Raw genomic sequence first — 25,892 nt, 5'->3', positions numbered from 1 at the left:
TTGCTTTTTGTTTTCAGGGGTGATATATTATTACTTGTCGCCGCGATGTTAAACATCACGAACGACAAACGAAAGTAACGTGCGGAAGTGGCTCAGCGGTAGAGCATCGCCTTGCCAAGGCGAGGGTCGCGGGTTCGATTCCCGTCTTCCGCTCCATAAATTGTGCGGCCTTAGCTCAGCTGGATAGAGCGTTTGACTACGAATCAAAAGGCCAGGAGTTCGAATCTCTTAGGCCGCGCCATTTTATCAGCATTAGACGCAATTCATTTACACTTCGGGACGTAGCTCAGCTTGGTAGAGCACCTGGTTTGGGACCAGGGGGTCGCATGTTCAAATCGTGTCGTCCCGACCATATTCATTTATTTGCGGGTGTAGTTCAATGGTAGAACTTTAGCCTTCCAAGCTAATAGCGTGGGTTCGATTCCCATCACCCGCTCCAACTATTTAAACCCGAAAGCCTTGCGCAGCAAGGCTTTTTTTGTTGTTTGTTTTCCGAAGGAAATGAGGCCTGCCCCTATCTTGGGGCAGGTTCTGGGGCAAAAGTAAAACTTTTCGGATTCAAGGATTCAAGTCGGTCATTGACTCACGACTAATCAGTTCTAGTTCGTGCGTATAGATATTAGCAGTTGTTCCTATTTGAATGTCGTAAGCGTTCCTGTATTTGCAGAGATCAGCTCCGATCTCAGCTCCGCTCTCACGGAGCGGCATGGCAGTTGTGCGGCGTAGATCATTCGTTCGGATTTGAGAGGTCGCGACCACTTAAAAAGCGTCTCCGGGTTAATAGGGAGCTTAATAATCTAAGTATGTTAACTAAATTTTAATTTTAAAAACAGCCCTTCATATTCTCATGAATATGGAGGGCTGTTTTGCATTTGATTTCCCGTATTTGAGTAGAAAGGAGCGGTAACCGTTGTTCACGTTGACTATCTGTTTTGGCTAGAACGGCAAACGATGGCGATTATTATTTACATTGCTAGTATAGCGGTATTAAATTATTCTATAGCTACATGCGTTGCCTTTTTTTTGGCTTTCCTCATTGTTTAGCTATTGTTACACGTAAGCTCTGCGTGTTGTACTTTTTTGAGAGTATAGAAGAAGAATTTTTTATAAGTCCAGTTTGCTTTGCATAGAATCTAAGATTTCATATCATAAACCTAAGAATACCAGCATCGGATGGGGTTCAATCTGTTCATTTGTTATCATTAATAAAAATTAAGGAGTGATAAACATGAAGAAATACCAAAAGTTGCATGATGGCATTTATATGGGTGGGGCAGATGACGTAGAGGATATGGTCAAGAATGAAAAATGTGATGTTATTATTGACCTGCGCGACGAGGTTTCTGCACCATCCACAGAAAATCCTAATCTAGAATATATTCATATACCGTTAATTGATGGAGAACAAACGGAAGATCAGGATCAATCGCTTAAGAATGCTATTAACACAGTTATTCAGGCTAGCAAAGAAGGTAAAACGGTTGCGTTCCACTGTGCTGCTGGCCGAAACCGTACAGGAAGTGTGGCTATTGGGACATTAATATCACTCGGGTTATTCGACACTTATGAAGATGCAGAAAAAGAGGCTCAACGGCTTCGGCCTGAAATCATTATAAAGAAGCCCCTTAAGGAATCGCTGAACAGAATGTTTCCAAAGGAATAATAAATATTTAAAAAAAACAGGATGTCGCAGATAAATAGATGTTCATTTGTGGAATTATAGGAACTCATAACAAAGGCGTAACAAAAAACAGTTTTGGGTCTATTGCATTATTTATTCCGCATTAGTTGTTTTAGGGCAAATTTGGGGCAACGCTATTTTAGAAACGGACTTCGATTCCCACGCGCTCCAACTTTTTAAACCCGAAGGCCTTGCGCAGCAAGGCTTTTTGTTGTTGTTCATCTATTTTCACATTTATTGAATCCAGTCTTGCATTTGTACTCACATGGGATTGATCAATTGCTTTATTTCTTTCGGCAGTTTTCAAATGGATATCATCCATTACCACGCGTGTTTCCTCATTCAAGAGAAGCTAACTCTCCTTTGTTTATAGAGTGAATTCTGATCAGATCTTAGATATATATCCATTATAGCTGTCCTTCAAGTCTCAATGACCTGTCGTTCACAAGAGAAGCAATTATGCTGCATGCATTCTCTAGAGCGATTGTTCAGACGAACCGAGGGGCAGCCTTAGTTATATATAGTATTTTTTAAACGTGCTGCTTCCATTTACCAAAGCTTAACGGAAGATTGATATTCACGTAATATTCGATCTTTACAATTAAGTTAACTTATTAGAAATGGGAGTGAGTCGCTTTTGAAGATTTATAGCAAAAGGTTGGTATCGCTATTGTTGGCCGCTGAAATTACGGCTAGCGTGGCTATGGTTGGCGGACCGGTCTTGGCAGCGGGGCTGCAACCTATTGGGACACCATACGCAGTAGATAATGCTTACGACATTAGCGTTCCGCACGTAGTCATTAATCAAGTGTATGGTGGTGGATTAGCCGACGATTCAGGCTTGCTGGTATCGCACGGCTTCATTGAGCTTTATAATCCGACTAATAGCGATATCGATTTGACTGGATGGTCGCTGCAATATGCCGACCCCTTCACCAATCCAGAGATAGAACCTACTAGGGCTTGGAAGATGCTCAAGCTGGCAGGTACAATCAAGGCTCATTCATCATTTCTGATTACTGGAAAATCCACTGGAGCGGCAAATCCGAAGGTAGATCTTTCGACCAAATCGGATCAGGCTTTTGATCAGTATATTAATAATAAAGGAATGAAGGTTGTTCTAATGAGCAACCAAACGGTAATTGCAGAAGCTAATCCGTTCCTCACTATGCCAGATGGCTATGTCGACATGGTAGGTACAGGCAGCAATGATACCAACAGTAAAATCGATGGTTATGAAACCGCCCATCCTTCTGGATCGGCTGAAGGTACGTCGAAGAAGAAGTCCATTCGCCGCAGCAACTTCGGAGATACAGACAACAATAAGTTGGATTTCAAACAAGTCGATTACGATAATGCTACAGGAGATGCTCTGCTCGCCGCTTTGCCTCGCAGCAGCGCGGATGGCGCATGGGGGCCTGGCGTTGTACAGCCGTTAGCGATCAGTACGGCCGCTTTGACGGATGGTTTTGTAGATTCAGCATATTCAGCATTCGTACAAGCTACCGGAGGAACCGCCCCGTATTCTTTTACAGCAGAGGGGTTGCCTAACGGGTTAAGCATGAACACGAATGGCGAGCTGGCCGGCACGCCGACGTCAGCCATTTCAGAAGCCGATGTGACAGTGACGGTAACGGATAGTACGGCAGGAACGCCGCTTAGCATTTCCAAGTCGTTTAAGCTTACGATTAACATAGAGATAGCGGCAGCAAACCATGTGCTTATTAATGAAGTATATGGAGGAGGCGGCAAAATCAATAAGGAAACGCCTCCGGTTGCAGCACCTTACTTGTATGATTTTGTAGAGCTCTATAATCCGACTGCCGAGCCGATCTCGCTTGCAGGTTATCATTTGAAATACAGCAATAAAGGCGCGACCACCATTCAAGGCTATGATTTTGACCAAGACGCGGTTATTTTGCCTCATGATTATTACCTTGTGCGCCTTGAAGCGACTTGGGGAAATACTAGCGACAAAAATTACGGCGAAGCCTTTGAGGCTGATGCTTACGCGAGCACGAAGGAACAATCGATCGGCATGTCCGATACGGATGGAACAGTAGAGCTGTATCAAGGAACTTACGCTTCAGAGTCAGTTGTAGATGCAGTAGGCTTTGGCAGTCTAACAACTTCGCTGCATGAAGGGGCTTCTGCAGGTAATGGATCGTCGCTGCCTGCTGCAATTAAAGGGGTTCGCCGCGTGAACTTTCAGGATTCGAACAATAATGCGATTGATTTTGCAATTGTGGACCCATCTCCTACAAAGTCTGGCGATGCGGAAGGTGAAACGGAGGTTGTACAGGGCTTCGTGAAGCTCATTGGATCGCTTCAGTCGCTGGAAGCTGATACAAACGTCGTGATAGAGGGCTTGGTAACAACGCCGCCAGTAAAAGCAGATAACGCTCAAGCAACAGCAGTGCGCTATGTACAATCGTTCACGGGTGCGATTGCGGTAGAAGGCATGGATGCATCAATCCCGGTCGGCGCAGAAGTACGCGTAACCGGTATGGCAGGTCTTCATGAAGGTGAGATTCGCGTAAAAGGCGATCCGCAGGTACTGAGGCTGAACAACGGCATCTACAGTCTGACGGCAGAGGATACGTTTGACAGCTCGATGCTCGTTGTGGACAAGCTATCGATGGTAACGTCCGATATGCATGGCAGAAGAGTTGCAACAACCGGCAAGGCTGAAGCCATTAACGAAACGGCAAAAACAATCCTGCTGGACAACGGGATGCTCTTGTATGTGAACGGAGCATTGCCGAAGCTTGCTATTGGCGACACGGTGAAAGCGACCGGCGCAATCGGCGTGTTTGAAGGAAGCATCCGCCTGGCAATTGTTGATGCTAGCACGGATATGGATATTGTTCCTGTATCCGAGGCGTTTGACGATACGCTGAATGTGACAAAAATCGGAGAGTATGCCGTTGGCCTATTCAATAAAGAAGGCGGGGTTGCCGAAATCGTCAAATTCAACAAAGACAACGGCAAGTTCTACTTGGTGAATGGCTCTGGCGATCCTCCGAGCTTGGATATTGTAGGCCTTGGTAACGGAAGCGGGACACTCATCAAGGAAAAGACGATAGCGGTTAAGGAGCTAGCGGAAACCGACGGCTTCTTGTATGGCGATTTGACGAGCGTAGACATTAACACCGTGACGAAGCATGTGTCGGTAACCGTGCAGGAGGCGGATTCTCTTAAAGCGGGTAAAATATTAGTCCTCGACTATGACGGAAACTTGGTAACGACTTATAAAACAGGCGTACAGCCCGATATGATTAAATCGACACCGGATGGCAAATATATCCTTAGCGCCGACGAGGCCGAGCCGCGTCTGGGCACAACAGATCCGAAGGGCAGCGTGACGATCGTCAACACGGAATCGGGCGTGTCAACGCCGGTTTATTTTGATGATGCATCGGTAATTGAGGATGGCGTTCATATTCGCGGACAAGCGGATCCTGCCGACGGCAAGATTAAGTCAAGCGGAACGAAAGCGGACGCGCTTTATGATTTGGAGCCGGAGTATATTACGCTGTCGGAGGATAACAAGACAGCGTATGTATCGCTGCAGGAAAATAATGCGATAGCGTTGATCGACATTGCAACGAATAAAGTGAAAGCCGTGAAGGCGCTAGGCTTGAAGGATTACAATGAAGCGCGCAATGCGCTGGATCTGGTCAAAGACAGCGCGATTAAGCTCGAAAATGTCCCTTTCAAAGGCATGTATATGCCGGATGGCATGGCATCGCACACGATTGACGGACAGACTTACCTGTTTACGGCTAACGAGGGAGATGTAACGGAATGGCCGAATCGTACGAACGGCAGCACGATCGGCGCTTTGAAGGGCAGTCTTGATCCTAACTCTGCGGCGGCTATTTTCCTTAATGGCAAAACCGCGTATGACGGAATTGAAGTGGCAAGCGATATGGGCAATGACAGCATCTACATGTATGGCGGACGCTCCTTCTCCATCTGGAACGCGGATTCGATGGACCAGGTCTTCGACAGCGGCAGCGATTTCGAGGCGATAACGGCAAAACGTCTGCCTGAATATTTCAATACGAGCAATAGCAAGACTGCCCTCGATGACCGTAGCGGGAAGAAGGGGCCGGAGCCAGAGGACATCAAGACCGGAAAAGTAGGCAGCAAGGTGCTTGCCTTCGTAGGTCTTGAGCGCATCGGCGGCTTCATGACTTACGACGTAACAGATCCGGCGAACGCGAAGTTCGTCAATTATACGAATTCCCGTGTGTTTAAGGATAGCGAAGGCAAGGACAATTTCAATACGGACACAGGTCCTGAGGGTCTGGAATTTATTCCGGCCAGCATAAGCCCCACGGGACAGCCGCTTCTATTAGTTGCCTATGAGGTTGGGGGCAAGGTCGGCGTGTATCAGTTGAATGTTTCAAAAGTAACCGTAGACCGTGCCGCATTGGCCATTAAAGTAGGAGATGCGGCTGTGAAGCTGAACGCGATCGTGGAGCCGGCAGGTGGCAGCCCGGAAACTTCCGTGTGGTCGTCTTCGAACCCAGCGGTAGCGAAAGTAGATGCTAATGGCAGCGTGACGGCAGTTGCGCCGGGTACTGCAGTGATTGCTGCGACAAGCGCAGATGGTTATGGTTTAGCCGAGACGAATGTAACGGTAAGCGAAGGTACTGTAAATCCTGCACCTACGTTGCCAGCGTCAACGCCTGCTCCAGGCAATTCGGACACGACCATCGTGAACGGAGATACGGTGAAGGCGGTAACGAATATTGAGGCAACGACAGACAGCAGCGGCAAGTCGACAGCAATCATTAAGACGAGCCAAGTAGCATCGGCGCTGGACGCTCTTAATAAAGCAGCAGGCGGCAAGTCGGGTGCGATTGAATTTAAGGCGACATCCAATAAGTCTGCTGTGTCCGCATCGATCCAGTTCGAGAAAGAAGCGATTGCCCAGCTTGCATCGAGCGGGCTGAAGACGCTTAGTCTGAATACAGAGCTCGGCATTGTTTCCTTCGATGCCAAGGCGATCGGCACACTTACCGCAGCTGCAGGGAAAGAGCAGGTTTCAATCGTTGTGAAGCAAGCCGATAAAGAAAAGCTAAGCGAGTCAGCCAAGCAAGTTATTGGCAGCCACCCGGCCTTTGAATTCGATGTGACGGCGGGCAGCTCGGCTGTAACCGATCTGCTTGGTGGCAAAGCGCGGCTAAGCATTCCTTACACATTGCAAGCGAACGAAGACAGCCATGCGATTGTCATCTACTATGTAGGCAGTGATGGGCAGCCCGTCGTTGTGCCTAACAGCGTATATGATGCGCTGACGGGCCAGCTGCATTTCACAGTCGACCATTTCTCTACGTACGCAGTTGGTTATAATCAAGTAAGCTTTGGCGATACGGCGACAAGCTTCGCCAAGGATTCTATCGTATATCTATCCTCTAGAGGCATCATCGGAGGCATGGGCGGCGATAAGTTCGCACCGAAAGCAAATATGACAAGAGCGGATTTCGCGCTCATTCTTGCTCGCATTGCCGGAGCTGACCTAGATGCAGAAAAAGCTTCAAGCTTCACGGATGTGAAGGCTGCCGATTATTATGCGGGTGCAGTTGCATGGGCTTCCGAGAATGGCATTGCCGGAGGAACGGGCGACGGGAAGTTTGAACCGAAGGCCAATATTAGCCGCGAGCAATTGGTAACGATGATCGTGAGGTTCAGCGAGCTAATGGGCTTTGCATTGCCGAACCATACAAATGCACAAGCCTTTTCAGATGAATCCTCGATAAGCGGATTCGCGAAGGAAGCTGCGGCAGCTGCACAGGCAGCAGGCATCATTAACGGTAAAACGGCAGCGGGAAGCGGGGCTAGCCAATTCGCGCCGAAGGATGCCGCTACCCGTGAGGAAACAGCGAAAATGCTCGCAATATGGATTCAATTAATGGCATAAAGCAGCAACAAGCTAGACCGCGTCGTCTTTCATGGAAAGATGGCGCGGTTTTTTAAAATATAGGAAAGTATATCATTTCGCCAACTTTCTCTATATTTCTACGCGAAACGTAAGCTTAGCCGCCAGAGGACGGCTTCAGCCGTTTACGTTTGTGATGTTAATTGTTGGCTGAGTGGTTTAGAAAAAAGAGCAAACTGCCCGTGGCTATGCGGCTGCGATGATTTTGGGCGGATTGGGCCGAGGGCTTCAACCCTGTAGGTTTTTGTAGTATGATGGTAGAAGTCAAAAAAACGTTCATGTTGTACATGCAAGCTTATGAAGTGATTTCAGCTTCGCAATACAAGTAAATGCTTACGGAGCGATTTCGCTTCGCAAAAATTTAGGAGGAACAGTATGTCGGATCAATCTGCATCTACTTTGACGACAAATCGGCAGCAGGCCAACAATTTGCTGCGACGCGATGTCCGGTTTCTAGGTAACATTCTTGGAGAAGTTCTCGTTCATCAAGGCGGCCGGGAGCTGCTAGATATCGTAGAACGGATTCGTGAACAAAGCAAAGCGCTTCGCGCTGAATTCGTACCGGAAATATTTGATCAATTCAAAGAAAACGTATCTTCCCTTAGCCCGGAAATACGTCACCAAGTGATTAGGGCGTTTGCTATTTATTTTCAACTCGTCAATATTGCTGAGCAAAACCACCGGATTAGACGGAAACGGGATTATGAGGTTTCGTCTGGCGAAGCGGTACAACGCGGCTCCATTGAGAGCGCCGTTCAGGATCTGAAGGAGCGCGGCATCGCAATCGAAGACGTGCAAGATATTCTATGCAACATCTCACTAGAGCTTGTTATGACTGCGCATCCAACCGAGGCGACACGCCGTGCGGTATTGGATATTCATAAACGGATTGCGATTGACGTAATGGAGCTGGATAATCCAACCCTCACCTATCGCGAACGCGAGAAGCTGCGCGAGAAGCTCATGAATGAGGTTCTCATTCTATGGCAAACCGATGAGCTTCGTGACCGCAAGCCAACTGTTATCGACGAGGTTCGCAACGGGCTGTACTACTTCGACGAAACATTGTTCGAGGTGCTGCCGAACGTCTATGAGGAGCTTGAGCGCTGCCTGAGCAAATATTATCCGAATGAGAACTGGCATGTGCCTGATTACCTGCGTTTTGGCTCATGGATCGGCGGAGATCGCGACGGCAATCCGTCCGTAACGGCGAAGGTGACTTGGGAAACATTGTCGCTTCACCGCCAGCTGGCTATTCGCAAGTATGAAGAAAAGCTTAATGAGCTAATGGATCTGCTCAGCTTCAGCACGAATCTGGTTGAAATTTCTGAGGAGCTTGTGGAATCGATTCGTTCGGACCGCGAGCATGTAGAACTGAAATGTGTGGATCTGTGGAGAAACACGAAGGAGCCTTACCGGATTAAGCTCGGCTTCATGCTAGAGAAGCTTGCTAACACGCGTGATGAGTCCCTTAAAGGTTCGCTGATGCGCTATAACCATCCGGATGAGCTTCGTGCGGATCTTCTTATCATCGACCGAAGCCTCCGTCATCACTTTGCGGACTACGTAGCAGATACGGCGCTAGCTAAGCTGATTCGTCAAGTAGAGCTGTTTGGTTTCCACCTCATGGCGCTTGATGTTCGTCAGCATAGCCAAGAGCATGAGAACGCGATGTCCGAGATTTTGGCGAAGATGAACATCGTTGCAGACTATGCTTCACTTTCCGAAGAAGAGAAAACGGATCTGCTACACCGTTTATTGAACGATCCACGCCCGTTAACGTCGGGTCATTTGGATTATTCGGAGTCGACACGTGAATGCTTGAACGTTTACCATACGATTTATCGCGCGCAGCAAGAATTTGGCGTTAACTGTATCTCTAGCTACCTGATCAGCATGACGCAGGCGGCGAGCGATATGCTTGAGGTTATGGTTTTTGCGAAGGAAGTCGGCTTGTTCCGCAAAGAAGCGGACGGCTCTATCCGCTGCACGCTTCAATCGGTTCCATTGTTCGAGACGATCGACGATCTGCATGCGGCACCGGCTATCATGAAGGAGCTGTTCGAGCTTCCCGTGTACCGTCAAGCAGTTGCTGCCCGCGGCAACCTGCATGAAATTATGCTAGGCTATTCAGACAGCAACAAAGACGGCGGCGTAGTTACAGCGAACTGGGAGCTGCGCGTAGCGTTGAAGGAAATTACGGCAGCAGGAAAAGAGTACGACGTGAAGCTGAAGTTCTTCCACGGCCGCGGCGGTGCGCTTGGCCGCGGTGGAATGCCGCTTAACCGAAGCATTCTTGCACAGCCGCCTCATACGATTGGCGGAGGCATCAAGATCACGGAGCAAGGCGAGGTCCTCTCGTCCCGTTATTCGATGCAAGGCATTGCTTACCGCAGTCTAGAGCAAGCGACTTGGGCATTGATTACGGCTGCTCGCCTGGCGAAATACCCAGAGCAAGCGCCGCAAGCAGAAGCAGAGTGGGATGAGATTGCGCGGTCGATCTCCGAGACGGCGCTTGAGAAGTACCAGGATCTGATTTTCCGCGATCCGGATTTCTTGACCTACTTCAAGGAATCGACACCGCTGCCTGAGGTTGGCGAGCTGAATATCGGTTCACGCCCATCCAAACGCAAAAACAGCGATCGCTTTGAGGATCTGCGCGCCATCCCATGGGTGTTCGCTTGGACGCAAAGCCGTTATTTGCTGCCAGCTTGGTATGCTGCAGGCACGGCGCTCAAACAGTATGCCGGCGAGGATGAGTCTAAGCTGAATACGCTTCGTACGATGTACGAGAAGTTCCCGTTCTTCCGTTCACTAATCGACAATCTCCAAATGGCGCTAGCGAAAGCGGATTTGGTCATTGCGAAGGAATATGCGGATATGATCAAGGACAAAACGATTCGCGATCGCATTTTCGAGCAAATCGAGCAGGAATATAAGCTGACTTCCGAGCTTATTCTTAGCATCACTGGCCAAACGGAAATTCTAGATAACGTACCTGTCATTCAAGAATCGATCCGCTTGCGCAACCCTTACGTTGATCCGCTTAGCTACATGCAAGTGCAGCTTCTAACCGAGCTGCGCGCGCTTCGCGACAATGAAGAGGATGATCCGCAGCTGCTCCGCGAGGTGCTTCTTACGATTAACGGCATTGCGGCTGGCCTTCGGAATACGGGCTAAAGCATATATTCAAATACAGAAAGCTGGTCACGGCGCAAGCCGTGGCTGGCTTTTTTTGCATGCGGCTTAGGCTGCCGGCAGCCGCTATTGTGAACATTAAAGGAAGCTGAAAACAGGGCGTTTTTTTTCTTATGCTCATTTATAATCCCCTTAAGTTTCGTTTAAGGTACATCCTGCATGATAGAAACATAGGAAGCAGACACCTACATGAAGGAAGGATGATAGACATGAACGAGGAAAACAAACGCAATGATCATGATTCGACGAACCCTACTTATTCCGAAACACATACATCGAACAACGCAAGCGAGACTCCTCCCACTACTTATATCTATGAATCTTCGAAAACGACCAGCGAGCTTAGAGCTTCTTATGAGAGAGAGCTGAATATGCAGAAGGATGCAAGGCAGCCGCTTAGTGGAAATCGGGAGAATAGGAAGGAGCCGAAGCGAAAAGGCGGCCAATCGGTTAAAACGCTGGTGGCATCGTTTCTGATCGGTGCGCTCGTTATTGGAGGATTCTCCTACATGGCGGACAAAAACAATTTGTTCAGCGGCAATGTGCAAGCTTTAAATAATAACGGTACTAGCATAGTCAGCCAATCTGCACAGAAGGATGCAGGCTTGTCCACGGCATCATTAAGCACCAGCGATGATATTGCCTCTGTCTATGCGGCAGCCAGCCCGGCAGTCGTGAAGATCGAGAACTATGCGCAGCCTGAGCAATCCACATCCATGTTCGACGATCCAGGCTTTAGGCAATTTTTCGGAAGCGGGCAATCCGGCAGAAACGGCCAGCAGCAAGAACAGGAGGAGCAGCAACAGCAACAAAACAGTGCAGAACTCCAGCTGATGGGTTCCGGTACAGGATTTTTCTTTGAATCGGATGGGTATATACTGACAAACGAGCATGTAATCGCTGATGCGGCAGAGGTGAAGGTTACCGTTCAAGGCTACGACGAGCCGCTCACGGCAAAAGTGCTCGGCTCCAGCTACGAGCTGGATTTGGCGGTGCTTAAGGTAGAGAGTCCGGATGGCAAGGCGTTTCCATCCCTTAAGCTTGGAAGCTCCGATGCGACACAAATCGGCGACTGGGTGATTGCCATCGGCAATCCGTATGGCTTCGATCAAACCTTGACGATGGGTGTCTTGAGCGCCAAAGAACGCCCAATCACGATAGCAGACGAGCAAGGCGATCATGAGTACAAGCATTTGCTGCAAACGGACGCTTCCATTAATCCGGGGAACTCCGGGGGGCCGTTGCTCAATGAGCAGGGAGAAGTTATCGGAATTAATACGGCGGTGAACTCAGAGGCACAGGGCATTGGCTTTGCTATCCCTACGACGACGATCACTAAGGTGCTGGAGCAATTGAAGACGAATACACTGTAAAAGCATCGATATATGAAGGCTTGAGAGCTGGCTGCCTCTCAGGCCTTTATTTGATTCATAAATGGGCTCGCCAACTGGCCCGAGGTAGAAACGAGAAACTAGCCTTAGGTCGATTGCTGACTTCGTGCCAAACCGATATAATGGGCTGAATGACGATTCATTTTACAAAGGACGCTACAGGAAATCATGAGCTTCTTTCTCATTTGTCTTGCTTTTTCGGTTCAGGTGGATTACGATTTTTCTAGTGCGGCAAAGGTTGGAAATTCCTTTATCGGCCGCAGCTTACTTGAACAGGCAAGACGCTATCCTCAGCGGTTACATACAGTTTGTTTAGGTTCTTGGCGAGCGGCCGAACGAACGGAAGATTTGGAGGAGTTAAGGTGAATGTATTGGAAGCACGCCTGGCGAAGCTAGCGCTAAAAGGCGATCAGCAAGCATTTGCTGAGCTTGTAGACCTCTATCAAGATAAGCTCTTTCATATGGCATATCGAATGTTAAACAGCCGGCAGGAAGCGGAGGATGTCGTTCAGGACACGTTCCTTCGCGTATACAAAAACTTAGACCGGTATGACGATACGTTAAAATTCTCGACCTGGATTTACCGAATCGCGACGAATCTTTGCATCGACCGGCTGCGCAAGCGCAAGCCCACGTATTCGCTTGATGCGGAGTCCAACGATCATGAAGGCTTGGATGGCTACTCGATGATACCGAGCGACAACCGCACGCCGGAGTCGGAGCTGCTTCTCTCGGACACACAGCGCATCATTCATGCGGCTATCGCTTCGTTGCCCCCGAAATACAAAAGCGTAATGACGCTCCGTTATATGCAGGATTTGTCCTTGCAGGAGATTGGCGACGTGCTGGACATGCCTGTTACGACGATTAAGACCAGGGTCCACCGAGGCAGGGAATTTCTTAGGAAGAAGCTGGAGCATAAATTATAGCCGGAGCGAGCGGTTGATGATAGAAGGAAGCCATGTCCCGGAGGGCATAGGCTTCTTTCGGAGAGAAAAGAACGGATTTCATGCCCGGGACGGAATACTTGCCCCTTTTCGAAAAAAAGTGAAACATCCCTCTCTCTCGCAACGTATCCTAAATAGCGAGATAAGAACTTAATGCGCGAGCAATGGAAAGAAAGGACTGGCTGCTATGAATTGCAACGTCGCCATCGTATGGATGCATGACTATTTGGACGGCGAGCTGCCGCGTGAAGATATCGTTACGTTAAAATCTCATCTGCTTTCCTGTCCGGCTTGCCGCAGTCGGTTTGAACAGCTCCAGAAGACGGACGCCGCAGCGTTCCAGACTTTAGAAGCGCTTAAGCCTGCCGCGGATTATGACCAGAAGGCATCGGAGCATTTAACGCAGCGAATTATGCAGCAGTTGCCGAAGAAGCAGAAGCAGCGCAACCGAGTCGTACGGTTTATTTACAAGTACCCAGGCGTTACGGCTGCTGCTGTATTTGTACTCGTTATGCTGGGCAGCTTCTTTACCATGTGGGAAGAGGACAACAAGCTCATTGTAGCAGGCGAGGATCTTCAGCAAGTCATTATAGAAGGCAATACAGTCATCGTGCCGGAGGGCGCCCATTTAACGGGGAACCTGACCGTCGAGAATGGAACAGCTGAAGTGAAAGGCGAGGTAGACGGCAATGTGACCGTCATTGACGGCTCCCTGAATCTTGCATCGACCGGCCATATCGCAGGGCAGAGCAGAACGATCGATCAAGCTCTTGATTGGTTCTGGTACAAGGTGACGCAAACTTTTGGCGGTAACGCTCGTTAATGCAGGCTGCCTCCCTCTTGCAGGGGGGCATTTTTTTAATTTTTTTTGAAAAAAAGGATTTCCAATCCCATATCTAGAAAATAATAAAGTTGAAAACCGATATTAGACAAGAATAAGGGGATCGGCTGTTGGGGGTTGGCATATGAGTTATTTCTCGGAATTGACGTGGCATGACTGGTTTAAGGACGTCATCGATGTAGGCATAGTGAGTTACATTATTTATAAAATGATTTTGCTGGTGCGGGGAACGCGCGCGGTTCAGCTGTTGAAGGGCATATTCATACTCGTAGCGGTGTGGGCTCTGAGCACTTGGTTCAATTTGTATACGCTGAAGTGGCTCATGAATCAGATGTTCACCTTCGGTATCGTGAGCGTGCTTATTATCTTTCAGCCTGAACTGAGGCGTGTCCTTGAGCAGCTCGGACGGGGCAAGCTGTTCTCACGTGGTTACTCGCTCGACAAGGATGTCGTTAATGAACAAATTGACGGCGTCATTAAGGCTGTCCGTTTTATGGCTGAACGGAAGATCGGAGCACTGATCGTATTCGAGCGGTCGACTGGACTGAGTGAGCTTGTCGAGTCGGGTATCCGGATGGAATCGAAGATTACGTCAGAGCTGCTTATTAATATTTTCACGCCCAATACGCCGCTCCATGACGGTGCGGTTATTATACGCGCGAATCAAATTATGGCCGCAGGCTGCTATCTGCCTCTATCGGAGAACCCGTTCATTAGCAAGGAGCTCGGTACCCGCCACCGTGCCGCAATCGGCGTAAGCGAAGTGACGGATGCGGTGTCGGTCACCGTGTCGGAGGAAACGGGACAAGTATCGCTCTCGCTCGGCGGCATGATTGTAAGGGATATTAACGAGGAATCGCTTATTTCGAAGCTGTTCGATGAGCTTACGCCAAAGACGAACGGACGTGCGAAGGAGCGCGTGAGCGTGTCGTCTCTTTGGAAGCGGAAAGGAGGCCGTGATGGATAAATGGCTAAGTCACCCGACCTCGCTCAAAATTATTTCAGTTATTGTTGGATTGCTGCTATGGGCCGTCGTTCATATTGATCCAGACACGTCGCCCCAGACGGTTACATCCAATGTGGATACCAAAACCATCGAAGCCTCCGTTATTAAAGCGGAGGGGCTTGATACGGATAAATATATACTTACGGCCATGGAGCCTTCGGTCGTTAGACTGGATGTGCAAGGCCGACTCAGCAATCTGCTGAATGCGTCTTCGGATGATGATTATGTGGTAAGCGTAGATTTGAAGGGTGCCAAGCCTGGCATTCAGGAGCTCCCGCTAGTGGCAACCTTGCCGAAAGGCATTACGCTTGTAGAGATGTCGCCGCGAACGGTAACGGTGCAGATCGAAGAAATATTGACTAAGCCATTCGAGCTTCAAGTCGTCACGGATGGTAAGCCAGCAGCAGGTTATGTGGTGGGGGCATCCACGATCGTTGCACCAACGACTGGAGTTCTGGTCACGCTGCCTAAGGATGATATGAGCAGGGTTGGCGTTGTCACGACAGAAATCAATGTCGATGGCGCAGACAAGACGGTCGTCAACAAAAAAGCGAAAATTATCGTTTACGATACAGATGGCATAGAAATGACTAATGCCGTTGTTTCACCGGAAACGGTTCATGTGGAGGTCAAGGTAACGCCTCCGTTCAAAACACTGCCCCTTCAGGTGCGCTATACAGGCGCTCTGCCTGATGGTTTAAGCTTGGTGTCCGTGAAGCCGGCAATCGATCAAGTAACCGTGTACGGGGAGCAGAAGCTGTTAGACGAGCTTCAGGTCTACGATGGGGTTGTGCTTGATCTCTCGAAGGTGAAGCAATCCGGCGAGGTGCAGGTTAAAACAGGAGCTATAGACGGCATTAAGTCGATTGATCCGGCTGAGGTTACGCTTGCGGTCGTTGTTGCGCCGATCATTACACGAGAGTTTGCAGGATTGCCGATTACGCTGGAGGGCGTTCCAACCGGGATGTCAGCCGTCTTCCGCACGCCTGCGAGCGGCAAGTTTGATCTAAGCGTCAGCGGGGCGGAATCGGTTTTGAACGCGCTTAAGGCAGAGTCGCTGGCAATAGCCGCGAATGTAGAGGGGCTGAGCCCCGGTGTTCACTCGGTCACGCTTCAGATAGACGTGCCTGCTTACGTGCAGACCGTGCTTAGCGAAGGCCAGACGCTTACGGTCTCCATCGAGATTGTCGAGGATGCTTCCACCGGAATAGGAGAAGACGACTCAGAAGAAGTAGGAGGCACTCCGACAGAGGAGCCTCCAACCCCTACGCCGACACCGACGCCAACGCCTGATACAGGCGAGGAGAGCGGTAATGGAAGCGGGAATGCTTCCGGCGGCCCAACAATGAATCCATAATCGGATAACCAGCATAAGTAGAGAATAAAGGATGCAGCATACAACAAAGGAGCATTATAATTATGGGGAAATATTTCGGTACAGACGGTGTTCGCGGGGTAGCCAACCGTGAGCTTACACCAGAGCTAGCATACAAAATCGGCCGCTGCGGCGGCTATGTGCTTACACGCCAAGCGAATAAGCCTAAAGTGGTAATCGGTCTTGATACGCGCATTTCCGGGCCGATGCTTGAATCCGCACTTATCGCAGGGCTATTGTCCATTGGCGCAAGCGTAATCAAGCTTGGCGTTGTTTCTACGCCAGCAGTCGCTTATATTACTCGTGAGCTGGGAGCGGATGCGGGTGTTATGATCTCAGCTTCGCATAATCCTGTAGAAGATAATGGCATTAAATTTTTTGCGGGCGACGGTTTTAAATTATCGGATGATACCGAGCTCGAAATCGAGCAATTAATCGATGCGCTTACGGATGAATTGCCGCGGCCTGAGGGCGGCGATATCGGAGCGGTATCAAGCGATAAAGGCGCCAAGCAGCGTTACCTCGATTATTTGAAAACGACGATCAAGGGCGAATTCAGCGGTCTCAAAATCGTGCTTGACTGCGCGAACGGCTCGGCGTACGAACTGGCTCCAACGGTGTTCCGCGAGCTGGGTGCGGATATCATCACGGTTGGCGCGGAGCCGGACGGCCTTAATATCAATGCGGGCGTGGGTTCGACGCATCCTGAATATTTGCGCGAGCAGGTGCTGCAGCATGGCGCGGATCTTGGTCTTTCTTTTGACGGGGATGCGGATCGTCTCATTGCGATTGATGAGAAGGGCGACGAAGTAGACGGCGATTTCATTCTGTGCATCATTGGCGATGCGATGAAGCGGGCAGGCAAGCTGAAGGAAGACACGATTGTTACTACGGTAATGGCAAATATCGGATTTTTCAAAGGCGCGGAGCGCATTGGCTTGAAAACGGCGAAAACGGCTGTCGGTGACCGTTATGTGATGGAAGAAATGCGACGTGGCGGCTTCAATCTGGGCGGCGAGCAATCTGGCCATGTCATTTTCCTTGATCATATTACTACTGGCGACGGTATTCTGACTGCGCTGCAGCTCGTGGATACGCTGGCGGCATCCGGGAAGAAGCTTAGCGAGCTTAAAGGCTTGATGCGCAAATACCCGCAAAAGCTAGTTAACGTTCGCGTAGCGGATAAAAGCTTGTACCAAGGCAATGCCGCAATCGAAGCAGCCGTTAAAAGCGTAGAGCTTGAGCTCGGCGATAACGGCCGCGTGCTTGTACGTCCATCCGGAACGGAATCGTTAATCCGCGTCATGGCGGAAGGTCCGGAGAAGGATCAGGTCGAAGCTTATGTGGATCAGATCGCTCAAGTCGTGAAAAACGAGCTGGGCTAAGCCTTTTAGCAAACAATGTCGAAGATTTGTCAGACCGTGTAGAAGACAAATCTTCGACACCTTATTTTGGAAGATATTCGTGTAATTTCGGATCATAAGGTTGCACAGCAGACATAAAATGAATATGATAGGTAGTGTGATTCAAGAAGGAAAGCGAGGATAGAGGTTACGGAAGCAAGTTAAGCGCCAGAGCTTGCGTGATGAACGAGCTGTTGCCCAGGGTGAGAGCCTTGGCATAAAACAGCTGTTCATACGGGAAGCTGACGAGGTGAAGGTGTTCGAAACATTCGGCGGGGACCTTCCGGTATTGCAAGCCAACCGAAAGCCGTAACGTAAAACGGCCGGGCGACCGGTCATACAATCGTGCGGCAGGCTTATTATGATTAGTATTCATTGCTCCCGTATGTCCAAGATGCCACCTGTGAGGTGGGCACGGGCAGAGGGGTTACATTATCCGCAACGATTGCGATTAATCTGTGACAACTTCATATTGCCTGTGCCACGCAATGGCGGCATCCGATAAGGCGGGAAATAACCTATTCGGAGGCTTATTAAATTATGTGTGGAATTGTAGGATATATTGGTAAACGCGACTCTCAGGACATTTTGCTCGAAGGCTTGAAGAAGCTTGAATACCGGGGATATGATTCTGCCGGAATCGCGGTCTTCACGAAAAACGGGCTTGAAATTACGAAGTCCAAAGGTCGTTTGGCGAATCTTGAAGGCTTGCTGCGCGAGGAGCCGCTTGAAGGCTTTGTCGGAATCGGGCATACGCGGTGGGCTACTCACGGCAAGCCGTCCGACGTCAATTCGCATCCGCATACGGACAACACGGCTAAGTTCTCTGTCGTCCACAACGGTATCATTGAGAATTATTTGAATTTGAAAGAAGAATTGGTCGCAAAAGGACATATTTTCGTATCGGAGACGGATACGGAAGTGATCTCTCATCTTGTTGCCGATGAATATGACGGTAATATTGTCGAAGCGGTACAACGTGCGGTGAAGCGGATGCGCGGAGCATTCGCACTTGGCGTATTGACCGAGTTCGAGCCTGAACGTCTAGTTGCGGTTCGTTTCGCAAGCCCGCTTGTTATCGGCGTAGGTGAAGGCGAAAACTTTATCGGATCGGATATTCCAGCTATTCTGGAGCATACGCGCAATGTATATATTCTGAATGACGGCGAAATGGCGATTCTGACAAAGGATTCCGTCGAATTGCTGACGACTGAAGGCGAAAGTATTTCCAAGGAAATATTTCATGTCGATTGGGATCTAGTGACGGCAGAGAAAGCCGGATTTGATCACTTTATGCTGAAAGAAATCCACGAGCAGCCCAAAGCATACCGTGACACGATGATGAGCCGTGTTTCGGAAGATGGCAAGTCGGTGGCATTGAAAGAGCTTGGCATGACGGATGAATATATCAAATCGATTCGTAAAGTACACATTGTTGCCTGCGGAACAGCTTACCATGCAGGACTTGTAGGCAAATCGGTCATTGAGTCGCTGGCGCGCATTCCGGTTGAGACGGATGTCGCATCGGAATACCGCTACCGTTCGCCGATCATCACGCCGGATACGCTTGTTATCGTTGTTAGCCAATCGGGCGAAACGGCAGATACGCTTGCCGCACTTCGTGAAGCACAGCGCAACGGTGCTCGCGTTCTAGCGATCACAAACGTGGTAGGCAGCTCGGTTGCCCGTGAAGCAGACCATGTGCTCATTACTTGGGCAGGTCTTGAGATCGCTGTTGCATCAACAAAGGCGTACACTTCCCAGTTGATCGCATTCTATCTATTTGGCCTTCAGCTTGCTAGCACGCTGGAGACGAAAGACGCGGCTTATATTGAAGAAGTAATTGCTGCGATGCACAAGCTGCCAGAGCAGGTTGAACGCATTCTGGAGCAGGCGCAAGTGCTGAAGCAAGTAGCGGAATCGATCTCGCATCACAAGCATCTGTTCTTCATCGGCCGCGGCGTAGACTACGCTGTAGCGCAGGAAGGCTCGCTGAAGCTGAAGGAAATCTCGTACATTCACTCGGAGGCCTACGCGGCAGGCGAGTTGAAGCACGGTACCTTGGCTTTGATCGAGGATGGCATTCCAGTTATCTCGCTAGTGACGCAAGAAGAGCTGTACGAGAAAACACTTAGCAACATTAAAGAAGTGAAAGCTCGCGGTGCTCACGTGCTCGGCATAGCGAACGAAGGCAGCGAAGAAGAGGTAGCGAAGTCGGTGGATGAGCTGTTCGCGATTCCGAAGACTCTCCCAATCCTATCGCCTGCACTGTCGGTTATTCCGCTTCAGCTGATCTCCTATTATGCATCGCTAGCGCTAGAGCATGACGTGGATAAACCGCGGAATTTGGCGAAGAGTGTGACGGTGGAGTAGGGAGAGGTGGGTTGGGTTAGGATTTTGTTAAAAGAAATAAAGTGTTAGATTGAAAGATAAAGCATTAGACTGAGAAAATAAAGTTGTAGGCTGACGGAATTGGCCATACTGCTACTAGGAGCTCTACTAATGTCTACAGAATCGACATCCAGAATAAACAACATGACTCTATTTGAGGTTACCTTCGGGTAGCCTCATTTTTTTTGAATTTCATTTTGGGGGTGGTTCGTAATGGCTAAACGGAAACGGGAGATCACAGAAGCAAAGATAGATCGTTTTATTAGAGAAGGAAGAGGTCAAGGAACAGGCAAAGATTATCTACCATGGCTTCGGATTTAGGATGTTTCCTCGGATGACAAAGCCACTCGTGGTGTGGGTTGGACAACGGGCAGGAGGATTATCGGAATAATCCATTACTAGAAGCACTCCCACCAATCTGGGATGATCAACAGTAGTGAAAAGCCTGTCTTCAAGTCCAATTTTTAATTCTTTAGAACGTAATTTGCCGGTTCATCTTCGCATGCATTGCGTTCAAAGCCAGGTAGAGGTAAAACATTTACTGTCGTTGAGAAGATTAGTATTATTTCTGAAATATTATTAGAATATCAGGGTGTAATTTCCATTTCATTCACAAATAAGAAGGGTAGTGAGTTGGAAATTCGATGCAAGAAAGAAACAGGCATTCAAATATTTATTCTCTCTAATGTCCGACAAGAATTTTGTTTATCTAGAGATAACAAAGAATCATAGGTGTCATAAATCTATTTCTGATTATTCTTTAGCACTCATGGGAATTCCTAATATTAACTTATCGGATGATCCTAGAGTATTTAAAGTGCATATTCAAGGTACGGATCAAAGTATCAATGACTCAATAAATTATAATTTGCCATTATTAAAAAAGAGATACAATCTTAAAAATAATAAATTGACGGAGAACGCATTCTTCCAACAATTACATCCCGCCATTACAGCGTTTTGAGGCGGTTTAATGATTAGACCAACGTTTGTTTTGTAATGAGGCTTTCTTGCTGTCTACTTTATTAAGGCAAGGTCTATATTTCATTTTTACAATTACGAGCGACTACAAGCAATACAAAACGGCCTCAGTCCTATGGAATTCAGGACAAAGGCCGCTTAACTAACTTTCCTATTTCTGCTGTCTACTTGACGAGGTGCAGTTCTTCATCAAACACTATACAATGTTTTTTCCACGCCGCTTGCATCATCTGTTGCAGTGAAATGCATAATTACTGGATGGAAGTACCAACCGTTACCCCTTGATAACTTCCCATTCCCATAAGCCAACACCATTACTGTCATTTACTGGTTTTGTAATTGTAACACGCAGCGCTTTAACTTCTAAGGCTGGATTAATATTAAATATATTTGAGGAACCTACTGGCGTATTTAAAGCTACGATGCCTGTGGTAATGGTCCCGGCAGTTACCCATGCATTCGTACTGCTATTCTTCGGAATGTATGAATATTCTATCTTTGTAGGCGTTTTTATACCTTGCCCATCGTTCCACAACATCAGATTTGAACTTCCGATTGTTGCTCCCTGTGGCCAATTATATTGCACATATTCCGAAGCGCTTGCATTGCCCCAGCTACCCCAATGCGGGTTGGTTGTAGCAGTTTTTAACCCGTCTTTAACCGCAGGTAGACTCTCCCAAGTTGAAGTGTAGCTGGCTGAGACACTCGCTGCAAACGCCATATTATTATTGAGCGGAGTGAGCAATCGCAAATCTGTCAGCAGCTTATCATTTGCTAGAGTAACTTCAGCTTGAGTAGCAGATGCGTTTGCTATCACAGCGGAAGCGCCCGTTTTCGCAGCAGCAATCGGTGTAAGTCCTTGACCGGTAAAGTTCGCAGCTACTAATGAATTTGCAAAGTTATAGTTGTTTGTTAGCTCCGTCTTGTCTACGTTACCTGTACCACTACCACCCAACACAAAGGTCAGTAAGCTAGAGGTGCTCAATGCACCATCATTAGCGGTTAGCCTAGCCGTATAGGAGCCTGCTATTGTACCTACAGCTTTTGTGACTGCTGCTTTATTATTGGTAAAGCTTAGTTGGCCACCTGACGGAGTGCTGACAACTTCCCATAGGTAAGTCGTAGCGCCATTCGGTGCGCCGTCGTCGGTTACAATTCCGTTCAACAAAATCGGTAGATTTACCGGCGGGCTTAGTGTCACCACTTCTGTAGTAACCTGTGGAGCTTGATTTGATCCAGTAAGTGACTTTTCAATGATCACCTCAGCAGTAGTTAGCGCATTGCTCATTTGGAACATAGCAACACCTTTATTGTTCTGAACATAGAACTGTCCGGCATTTGCACCATTCAGTTTGATTGTATAATAGCCATTCTCTACTCCTGGCCCATCGAGAGTAATCCTTGATGCGTGCGTTTTTTGAGAAAGATTCGAGATTTGCAGGGTAATTGCCTTACCATCTTTTTGAATCAACGCACTTTGAATTTTATCGCTTTCCGAAACTAGGTAAATTTTCTCTTTGATTAAGTTGATACGCTTGCCAAAACCGTCTTTTGGCGTGATATTGTATTTGTTGCTTACGTCAGTGACCGTAGCCCCATACCCGAAAAGCCCAAATACCGGATCGGTGACAATATCAGAACTGATACGCAATAGCGAGCCATAGAGTCCTTCCTCTGATTCTCCAGAAAAGTCCTGCCAGCCGTTGTTCATAACGCGTGTACCACCATCGTATACATCTTTGGTACCTGTTCCGCCCTTATGAGCATTAAATCTCCAAGCGATACTTCCTACAGACTGGGCTGATATCTGCCCCATATTAACGGAGTTGAAGTTTGAAATCTTCGCAGCATAGTTGCGCTGCTGAGCGACAGCCGTTTGATCTGCATTCCTGCCATCAGCCTGATAGCGAAGCATATCATCCATAATGGATCCTGCCAAAGACGCGGTATATTGGAAATTCCACCAGCCTTCGCCAGCGCGGAATGCCGGTACGGAATAGAAGTACCAAGTAGGCTGAATACCACGCATTGCACGAGTTTTCAAGTCATCTGCTTTCATGCTTTCCAAGGCTTTGGCTACCTTCGAGTCTTGCGGGTAGTAAGTGCGCAATGCCTTTGCTGCTGCATAGGCTCCTTCTTCACCAGTATTGTCATATTCGAATTCTGACCCGTAAGGATAAGCAGCGTTTAACATGCTCGTTGCTTTATTTTGAGCAAACTTCGTTTTTAGATTATTATGCTGAGTTAGCATTCCTTCTTCTTTAAGTGCCTCAATTAAATCTGGAATTTGTTGTTCACCGTAGAATCCGGTTGCTCCGGTGCCGACACGGTTATAGTAAATGCCATAAGCCTTTTCCAGATAGAATTGCGGAGATTCGCGATACTGTATCATATTGGGATATGCCTTTTGGATCCGATACATATTGAAGAATCCAGTCGCTTCCATCGCTTCAGAGAATGTCCGTACATAAGGCGCACTTGAAGCTGAGTAAATACCTGAAGCGTTGAGATAGTTCGCAACCGTAAAAGTTGATTGCGTATATTTCATATAATTCTTCCACATAAAGTCGATCAGGTAGTTTTCAATGGATTGGATTTCACTAGCATTTGGATCGAGATAATTTTTCATAGCCATGAAGTTGATGTTATCGTGACTCCAGTCATCTCCCCAATGGCTGTTCGCCGTATCAAGGCCGGTTGTAAGGTACCAGTCACGGTAGATACCGAAGGTAGGACTAGTCGTGACCTTATCCTGAGTGTTGTTTACCATAAATTGGCTATGGGCTTGCGATGTTTGGTCAAGCTCAGCTAGAATATTGAATTCAAGTTGGGTAAATTTATTCACCCCTACAGGATCAGATTTTAGCTTATAATTCACACGAACGCTGTTATTGCCGATGTTGTCAAAAGTGAGTGCATAGATATGATGCTGTTCACCGTCTATTATCTTGGTTTCCACAAACGTTGCGGATTTTGTATATCCCGGGTTCCCGGAAGGTAAACCACGTCCGGTACGAGTATTGTTGACCATAGCGGCTCTGTTCGTACCTTTAATAACCGGGATATGTGCTGCATCATATGGATCATTCTGGAGGATATTCTGAATCTCTATCGACTGAAAATCTATTTTAGTGTTGTCGAAATGCAGATCCAGCATGACAGGCATATTGATTGCAGCCTGGAAGCCAGGCAACGCTACAGCGTCAATCATCCCTGATTTGTATAGAACGGAACGAAGGTTTTTCTCACGGTCTTCCATAGAAGTAGAAGCATTATTTGAACTTGCCGCATTTACTTGCGGTGTGTTGTCGCCTGCGCGTACCGCTGAAAACTTAAACTTATATGTTTTTTCCGCTTGAGGCGCCAAAACCAAGCTAGTGGCATCAGTAAAATATCCACGACCTGTTTTCGATATATCCTTGGAGTGAATATATAGAACACTCAGTCCCGGGAACCAGCCGCCACTGTCACCGACCCAGTTGGAGTACGTAGATCCAGCGCGAACTTCACCCGCGTCACCCAACCAATAATCAACATATTCAATGCGTGCGCCGCTTTCCGGCACTGGGGAGAACATCATGAAATTCCCTTCGCCGCTCGTGCGGATGGCATAGGAATACCCACTATCAGCACCGGCAAAATTATGCACAGTAACTCGGTTGTCATACGTATCTGATGTACTCAAATATTTGTTATTCCATGGCATCGGTAAACCAATATCACCGAATTCAATATATTTGGTGCTTTTGTTTTTCAAGGTGATTTCCCATTGCAATGAACCGTCAGTGGTATCCATATTAAATACAGACTTCACATCAAAACCTTTCATCACGCGAGCAGCTGTAGAAGTAAGGGCTTGTCCGATAAAATTGACTTCTACTTTCTTTCCGTCTGAAGAAGCCACCTTCGTAAAATATTGGTTACTAGCATTGATGGTTGAATATTTAGTCGATCCACCAGCCGCCAGTGTTTTATTTGTATCCACTTCTACAAAGCCAACTCTGTCGTTAGGGAATACTGCCGTGTCACCGGTACGATAAGAAAAAAGCATTTCGCCCATCCATTGGTGCTGGACGTCGTTCTGTGGTGATGTAGAGTTTGGCAAAACAAAATTGACAACAGCATTTTTTTTGTTTAATGGGTTATTCTTGATATTTAGTACTTCAATCTGCCCTAAATCCCCGATATTAGCAGAAAGACTATCATTAGCGATAGCATTCGCTGCAGCGGATACCGAAGGCGCCTCGTTCATCCCAACCGGCAGTAATCCGAAAAATAGTGAAAACCCAGTAATCAATGATATCAATCTTTTGTTAACCGCTTTCATAATATCCTCCTGTTCACATTTCAAAATTAGTTTTTAAAGATTCAATCCATTGCTTGTCCTATTACTGAACTAACTTATTACTCCAGTAATAGTAATTTCCTTACGAAATACTTTTTTTGATTTGGTATAATATGACATTTACTCTCTGTAATGTTCCTATACCTAGTAATTGGCCTTTCGCAGAAAGCGCTTTCTAGTATTCACCGAGTAATCCATTCAATTGATCGCTAGAACCTTTTCTTCAATTCTACATTCCGTAGCACTATACTGGCTTGACACCGTCCGGGTAGATGTCCCCTCCCTTCAAAATAGCAATAGTAGATACGTCTAGCCAATTAATTCAAATATACAAAACCTTTAAGCTCTCCAGAAAAATTCAGCATCAATGTAGTGAATTTGCC

General features: G+C 47.8%; 13 protein-coding genes and 4 tRNA genes. 15 read left to right on the top strand and 2 right to left on the bottom strand.

Annotation, left to right across the window (positions count from 1 at the left end):
• Nucleotides 1-81: 81 nt before the first annotated feature.
• The 5 genes from FHS16_RS17755 to FHS16_RS17735 all read left to right on the top strand — a co-directional run bounded on the left by FHS16_RS17755 (nucleotide 82) and on the right by FHS16_RS17735 (nucleotide 1,663).
• A tRNA-Gly gene (locus tag FHS16_RS17755) sits at nucleotides 82-156 on the top strand.
• 8 nt (nucleotides 157-164) lie between these two features.
• Nucleotides 165-241 (top strand) — tRNA-Arg (locus FHS16_RS17750).
• 34 nt (nucleotides 242-275) lie between these two features.
• A tRNA-Pro gene (locus tag FHS16_RS17745) sits at nucleotides 276-352 on the top strand.
• 13 nt (nucleotides 353-365) lie between these two features.
• Nucleotides 366-439 (top strand) — tRNA-Gly (locus FHS16_RS17740).
• Nucleotides 440-1,228: 789 nt separating this feature from the next.
• Nucleotides 1,229-1,663, top strand: a complete 435-nt coding sequence (locus FHS16_RS17735; protein ID WP_183565352.1) for a protein-tyrosine phosphatase family protein — start codon at nucleotides 1,229-1,231, stop codon at nucleotides 1,661-1,663.
• 157 nt (nucleotides 1,664-1,820) lie between these two features.
• On the opposite strand, the gene FHS16_RS17730 is transcribed toward FHS16_RS17735, so the two are convergent.
• Nucleotides 1,821-2,027 (bottom strand): hypothetical protein, encoded by a 207-nt coding sequence (locus tag FHS16_RS17730; RefSeq protein WP_183565349.1) that lies wholly within the window; start codon nucleotides 2,025-2,027, stop codon nucleotides 1,821-1,823.
• A 291-nt stretch (nucleotides 2,028-2,318) separates the two neighbouring features.
• Here FHS16_RS17730 and FHS16_RS17725 point away from each other — a divergent pair, with 291 nt between their 5' ends.
• The 10 genes from FHS16_RS17725 to glmS all read left to right on the top strand — a co-directional run bounded on the left by FHS16_RS17725 (nucleotide 2,319) and on the right by glmS (nucleotide 20,165).
• The gene (locus tag FHS16_RS17725; RefSeq protein WP_183565346.1) at nucleotides 2,319-7,613 is read left to right on the top strand and encodes a choice-of-anchor I family protein; all 5,295 of its coding nucleotides are present in this window, start codon (nucleotides 2,319-2,321) and stop codon (nucleotides 7,611-7,613) included.
• A 393-nt stretch (nucleotides 7,614-8,006) separates the two neighbouring features.
• Nucleotides 8,007-10,811, top strand: coding sequence for a phosphoenolpyruvate carboxylase (ppc, locus tag FHS16_RS17720; protein ID WP_183565343.1), 2,805 nt, complete (start codon nucleotides 8,007-8,009; stop codon nucleotides 10,809-10,811).
• A 227-nt stretch (nucleotides 10,812-11,038) separates the two neighbouring features.
• A complete protein-coding gene (locus FHS16_RS17715; RefSeq protein WP_246431809.1) occupies nucleotides 11,039-12,202 on the top strand; it encodes a S1C family serine protease in 1,164 nt (387 codons plus the stop codon).
• A gap of 380 nt (nucleotides 12,203-12,582) precedes the next feature.
• On the top strand, nucleotides 12,583-13,149 hold the full coding sequence (sigW, locus tag FHS16_RS17710) for an RNA polymerase sigma factor SigW (RefSeq protein ID WP_183565337.1): 567 nt from the start codon (nucleotides 12,583-12,585) through the stop codon (nucleotides 13,147-13,149).
• A gap of 205 nt (nucleotides 13,150-13,354) precedes the next feature.
• Complete coding sequence (locus tag FHS16_RS17705; protein WP_183565334.1) at nucleotides 13,355-13,990, top strand: zf-HC2 domain-containing protein; 636 nt, start codon at nucleotides 13,355-13,357, stop codon at nucleotides 13,988-13,990.
• A 142-nt stretch (nucleotides 13,991-14,132) separates the two neighbouring features.
• Entirely contained in the window at nucleotides 14,133-14,975 is an 843-nt protein-coding gene (cdaA, locus tag FHS16_RS17700; protein WP_183565331.1) for a diadenylate cyclase CdaA, read from the top strand.
• Nucleotides 14,968-16,371, top strand: a complete 1,404-nt coding sequence (locus FHS16_RS17695) for a CdaR family protein (RefSeq protein WP_183565328.1) — start codon at nucleotides 14,968-14,970, stop codon at nucleotides 16,369-16,371. The genes cdaA and FHS16_RS17695 overlap by 8 nt, the downstream gene beginning before the upstream one ends.
• A gap of 62 nt (nucleotides 16,372-16,433) precedes the next feature.
• Nucleotides 16,434-17,774 carry a phosphoglucosamine mutase gene (gene glmM / locus FHS16_RS17690; RefSeq protein WP_183565325.1) on the top strand — a complete coding sequence of 447 codons (1,341 nt, stop codon included), beginning with the start codon at nucleotides 16,434-16,436 and terminating at the stop codon, nucleotides 17,772-17,774.
• Nucleotides 17,775-17,967: 193 nt separating this feature from the next.
• Entirely contained in the window at nucleotides 17,968-18,105 is a 138-nt protein-coding gene (locus tag FHS16_RS17685; protein ID WP_183565322.1) for a hypothetical protein, read from the top strand.
• A gap of 227 nt (nucleotides 18,106-18,332) precedes the next feature.
• A complete protein-coding gene (glmS, locus tag FHS16_RS17680; RefSeq protein ID WP_183565319.1) occupies nucleotides 18,333-20,165 on the top strand; it encodes a glutamine--fructose-6-phosphate transaminase (isomerizing) in 1,833 nt (610 codons plus the stop codon).
• Nucleotides 20,166-21,438: 1,273 nt separating this feature from the next.
• Here the strand turns inward: glmS and FHS16_RS17675 are convergent.
• Nucleotides 21,439-25,491 (bottom strand): DUF5695 domain-containing protein, encoded by a 4,053-nt coding sequence (locus FHS16_RS17675; RefSeq protein WP_183565316.1) that lies wholly within the window; start codon nucleotides 25,489-25,491, stop codon nucleotides 21,439-21,441.
• Between the last annotated feature and the right edge of the window lie 401 nt (nucleotides 25,492-25,892).

Origin of the sequence: Paenibacillus endophyticus (genome assembly GCF_014192395.1) — a bacterium.
Taxonomy (GTDB): domain Bacteria; phylum Bacillota; class Bacilli; order Paenibacillales; family Paenibacillaceae; genus Pristimantibacillus; species Pristimantibacillus endophyticus.
Note: the sequence above shows the minus strand (reverse complement) of the source record. Positions and strands in the feature narration are given on the sequence as shown.

Excerpts from the sequence above, each read along its gene's own strand:
- FHS16_RS17735 (WP_183565352.1), top strand. The coding sequence starts at position 1,229 with ATGAAGAAATACCAAAAGTTGCATGATGGCATTTATATGGGTGGGGCA.
- ppc (WP_183565343.1), top strand. The coding sequence starts at position 8,007 with ATGTCGGATCAATCTGCATCTACTTTGACGACAAATCGGCAGCAGGCC.
- FHS16_RS17715 (WP_246431809.1), top strand. The coding sequence starts at position 11,039 with ATGAACGAGGAAAACAAACGCAATGATCATGATTCGACGAACCCTACT.
- FHS16_RS17705 (WP_183565334.1), top strand. The coding sequence starts at position 13,355 with ATGAATTGCAACGTCGCCATCGTATGGATGCATGACTATTTGGACGGC.
- cdaA (WP_183565331.1), top strand. The coding sequence starts at position 14,133 with ATGAGTTATTTCTCGGAATTGACGTGGCATGACTGGTTTAAGGACGTC.
- FHS16_RS17695 (WP_183565328.1), top strand. The coding sequence starts at position 14,968 with ATGGATAAATGGCTAAGTCACCCGACCTCGCTCAAAATTATTTCAGTT.
- glmM (WP_183565325.1), top strand. The coding sequence starts at position 16,434 with ATGGGGAAATATTTCGGTACAGACGGTGTTCGCGGGGTAGCCAACCGT.
- glmS (WP_183565319.1), top strand. The coding sequence starts at position 18,333 with ATGTGTGGAATTGTAGGATATATTGGTAAACGCGACTCTCAGGACATT.
- FHS16_RS17675 (WP_183565316.1), bottom strand. The coding sequence starts at position 25,491 with ATGAAAGCGGTTAACAAAAGATTGATATCATTGATTACTGGGTTTTCA.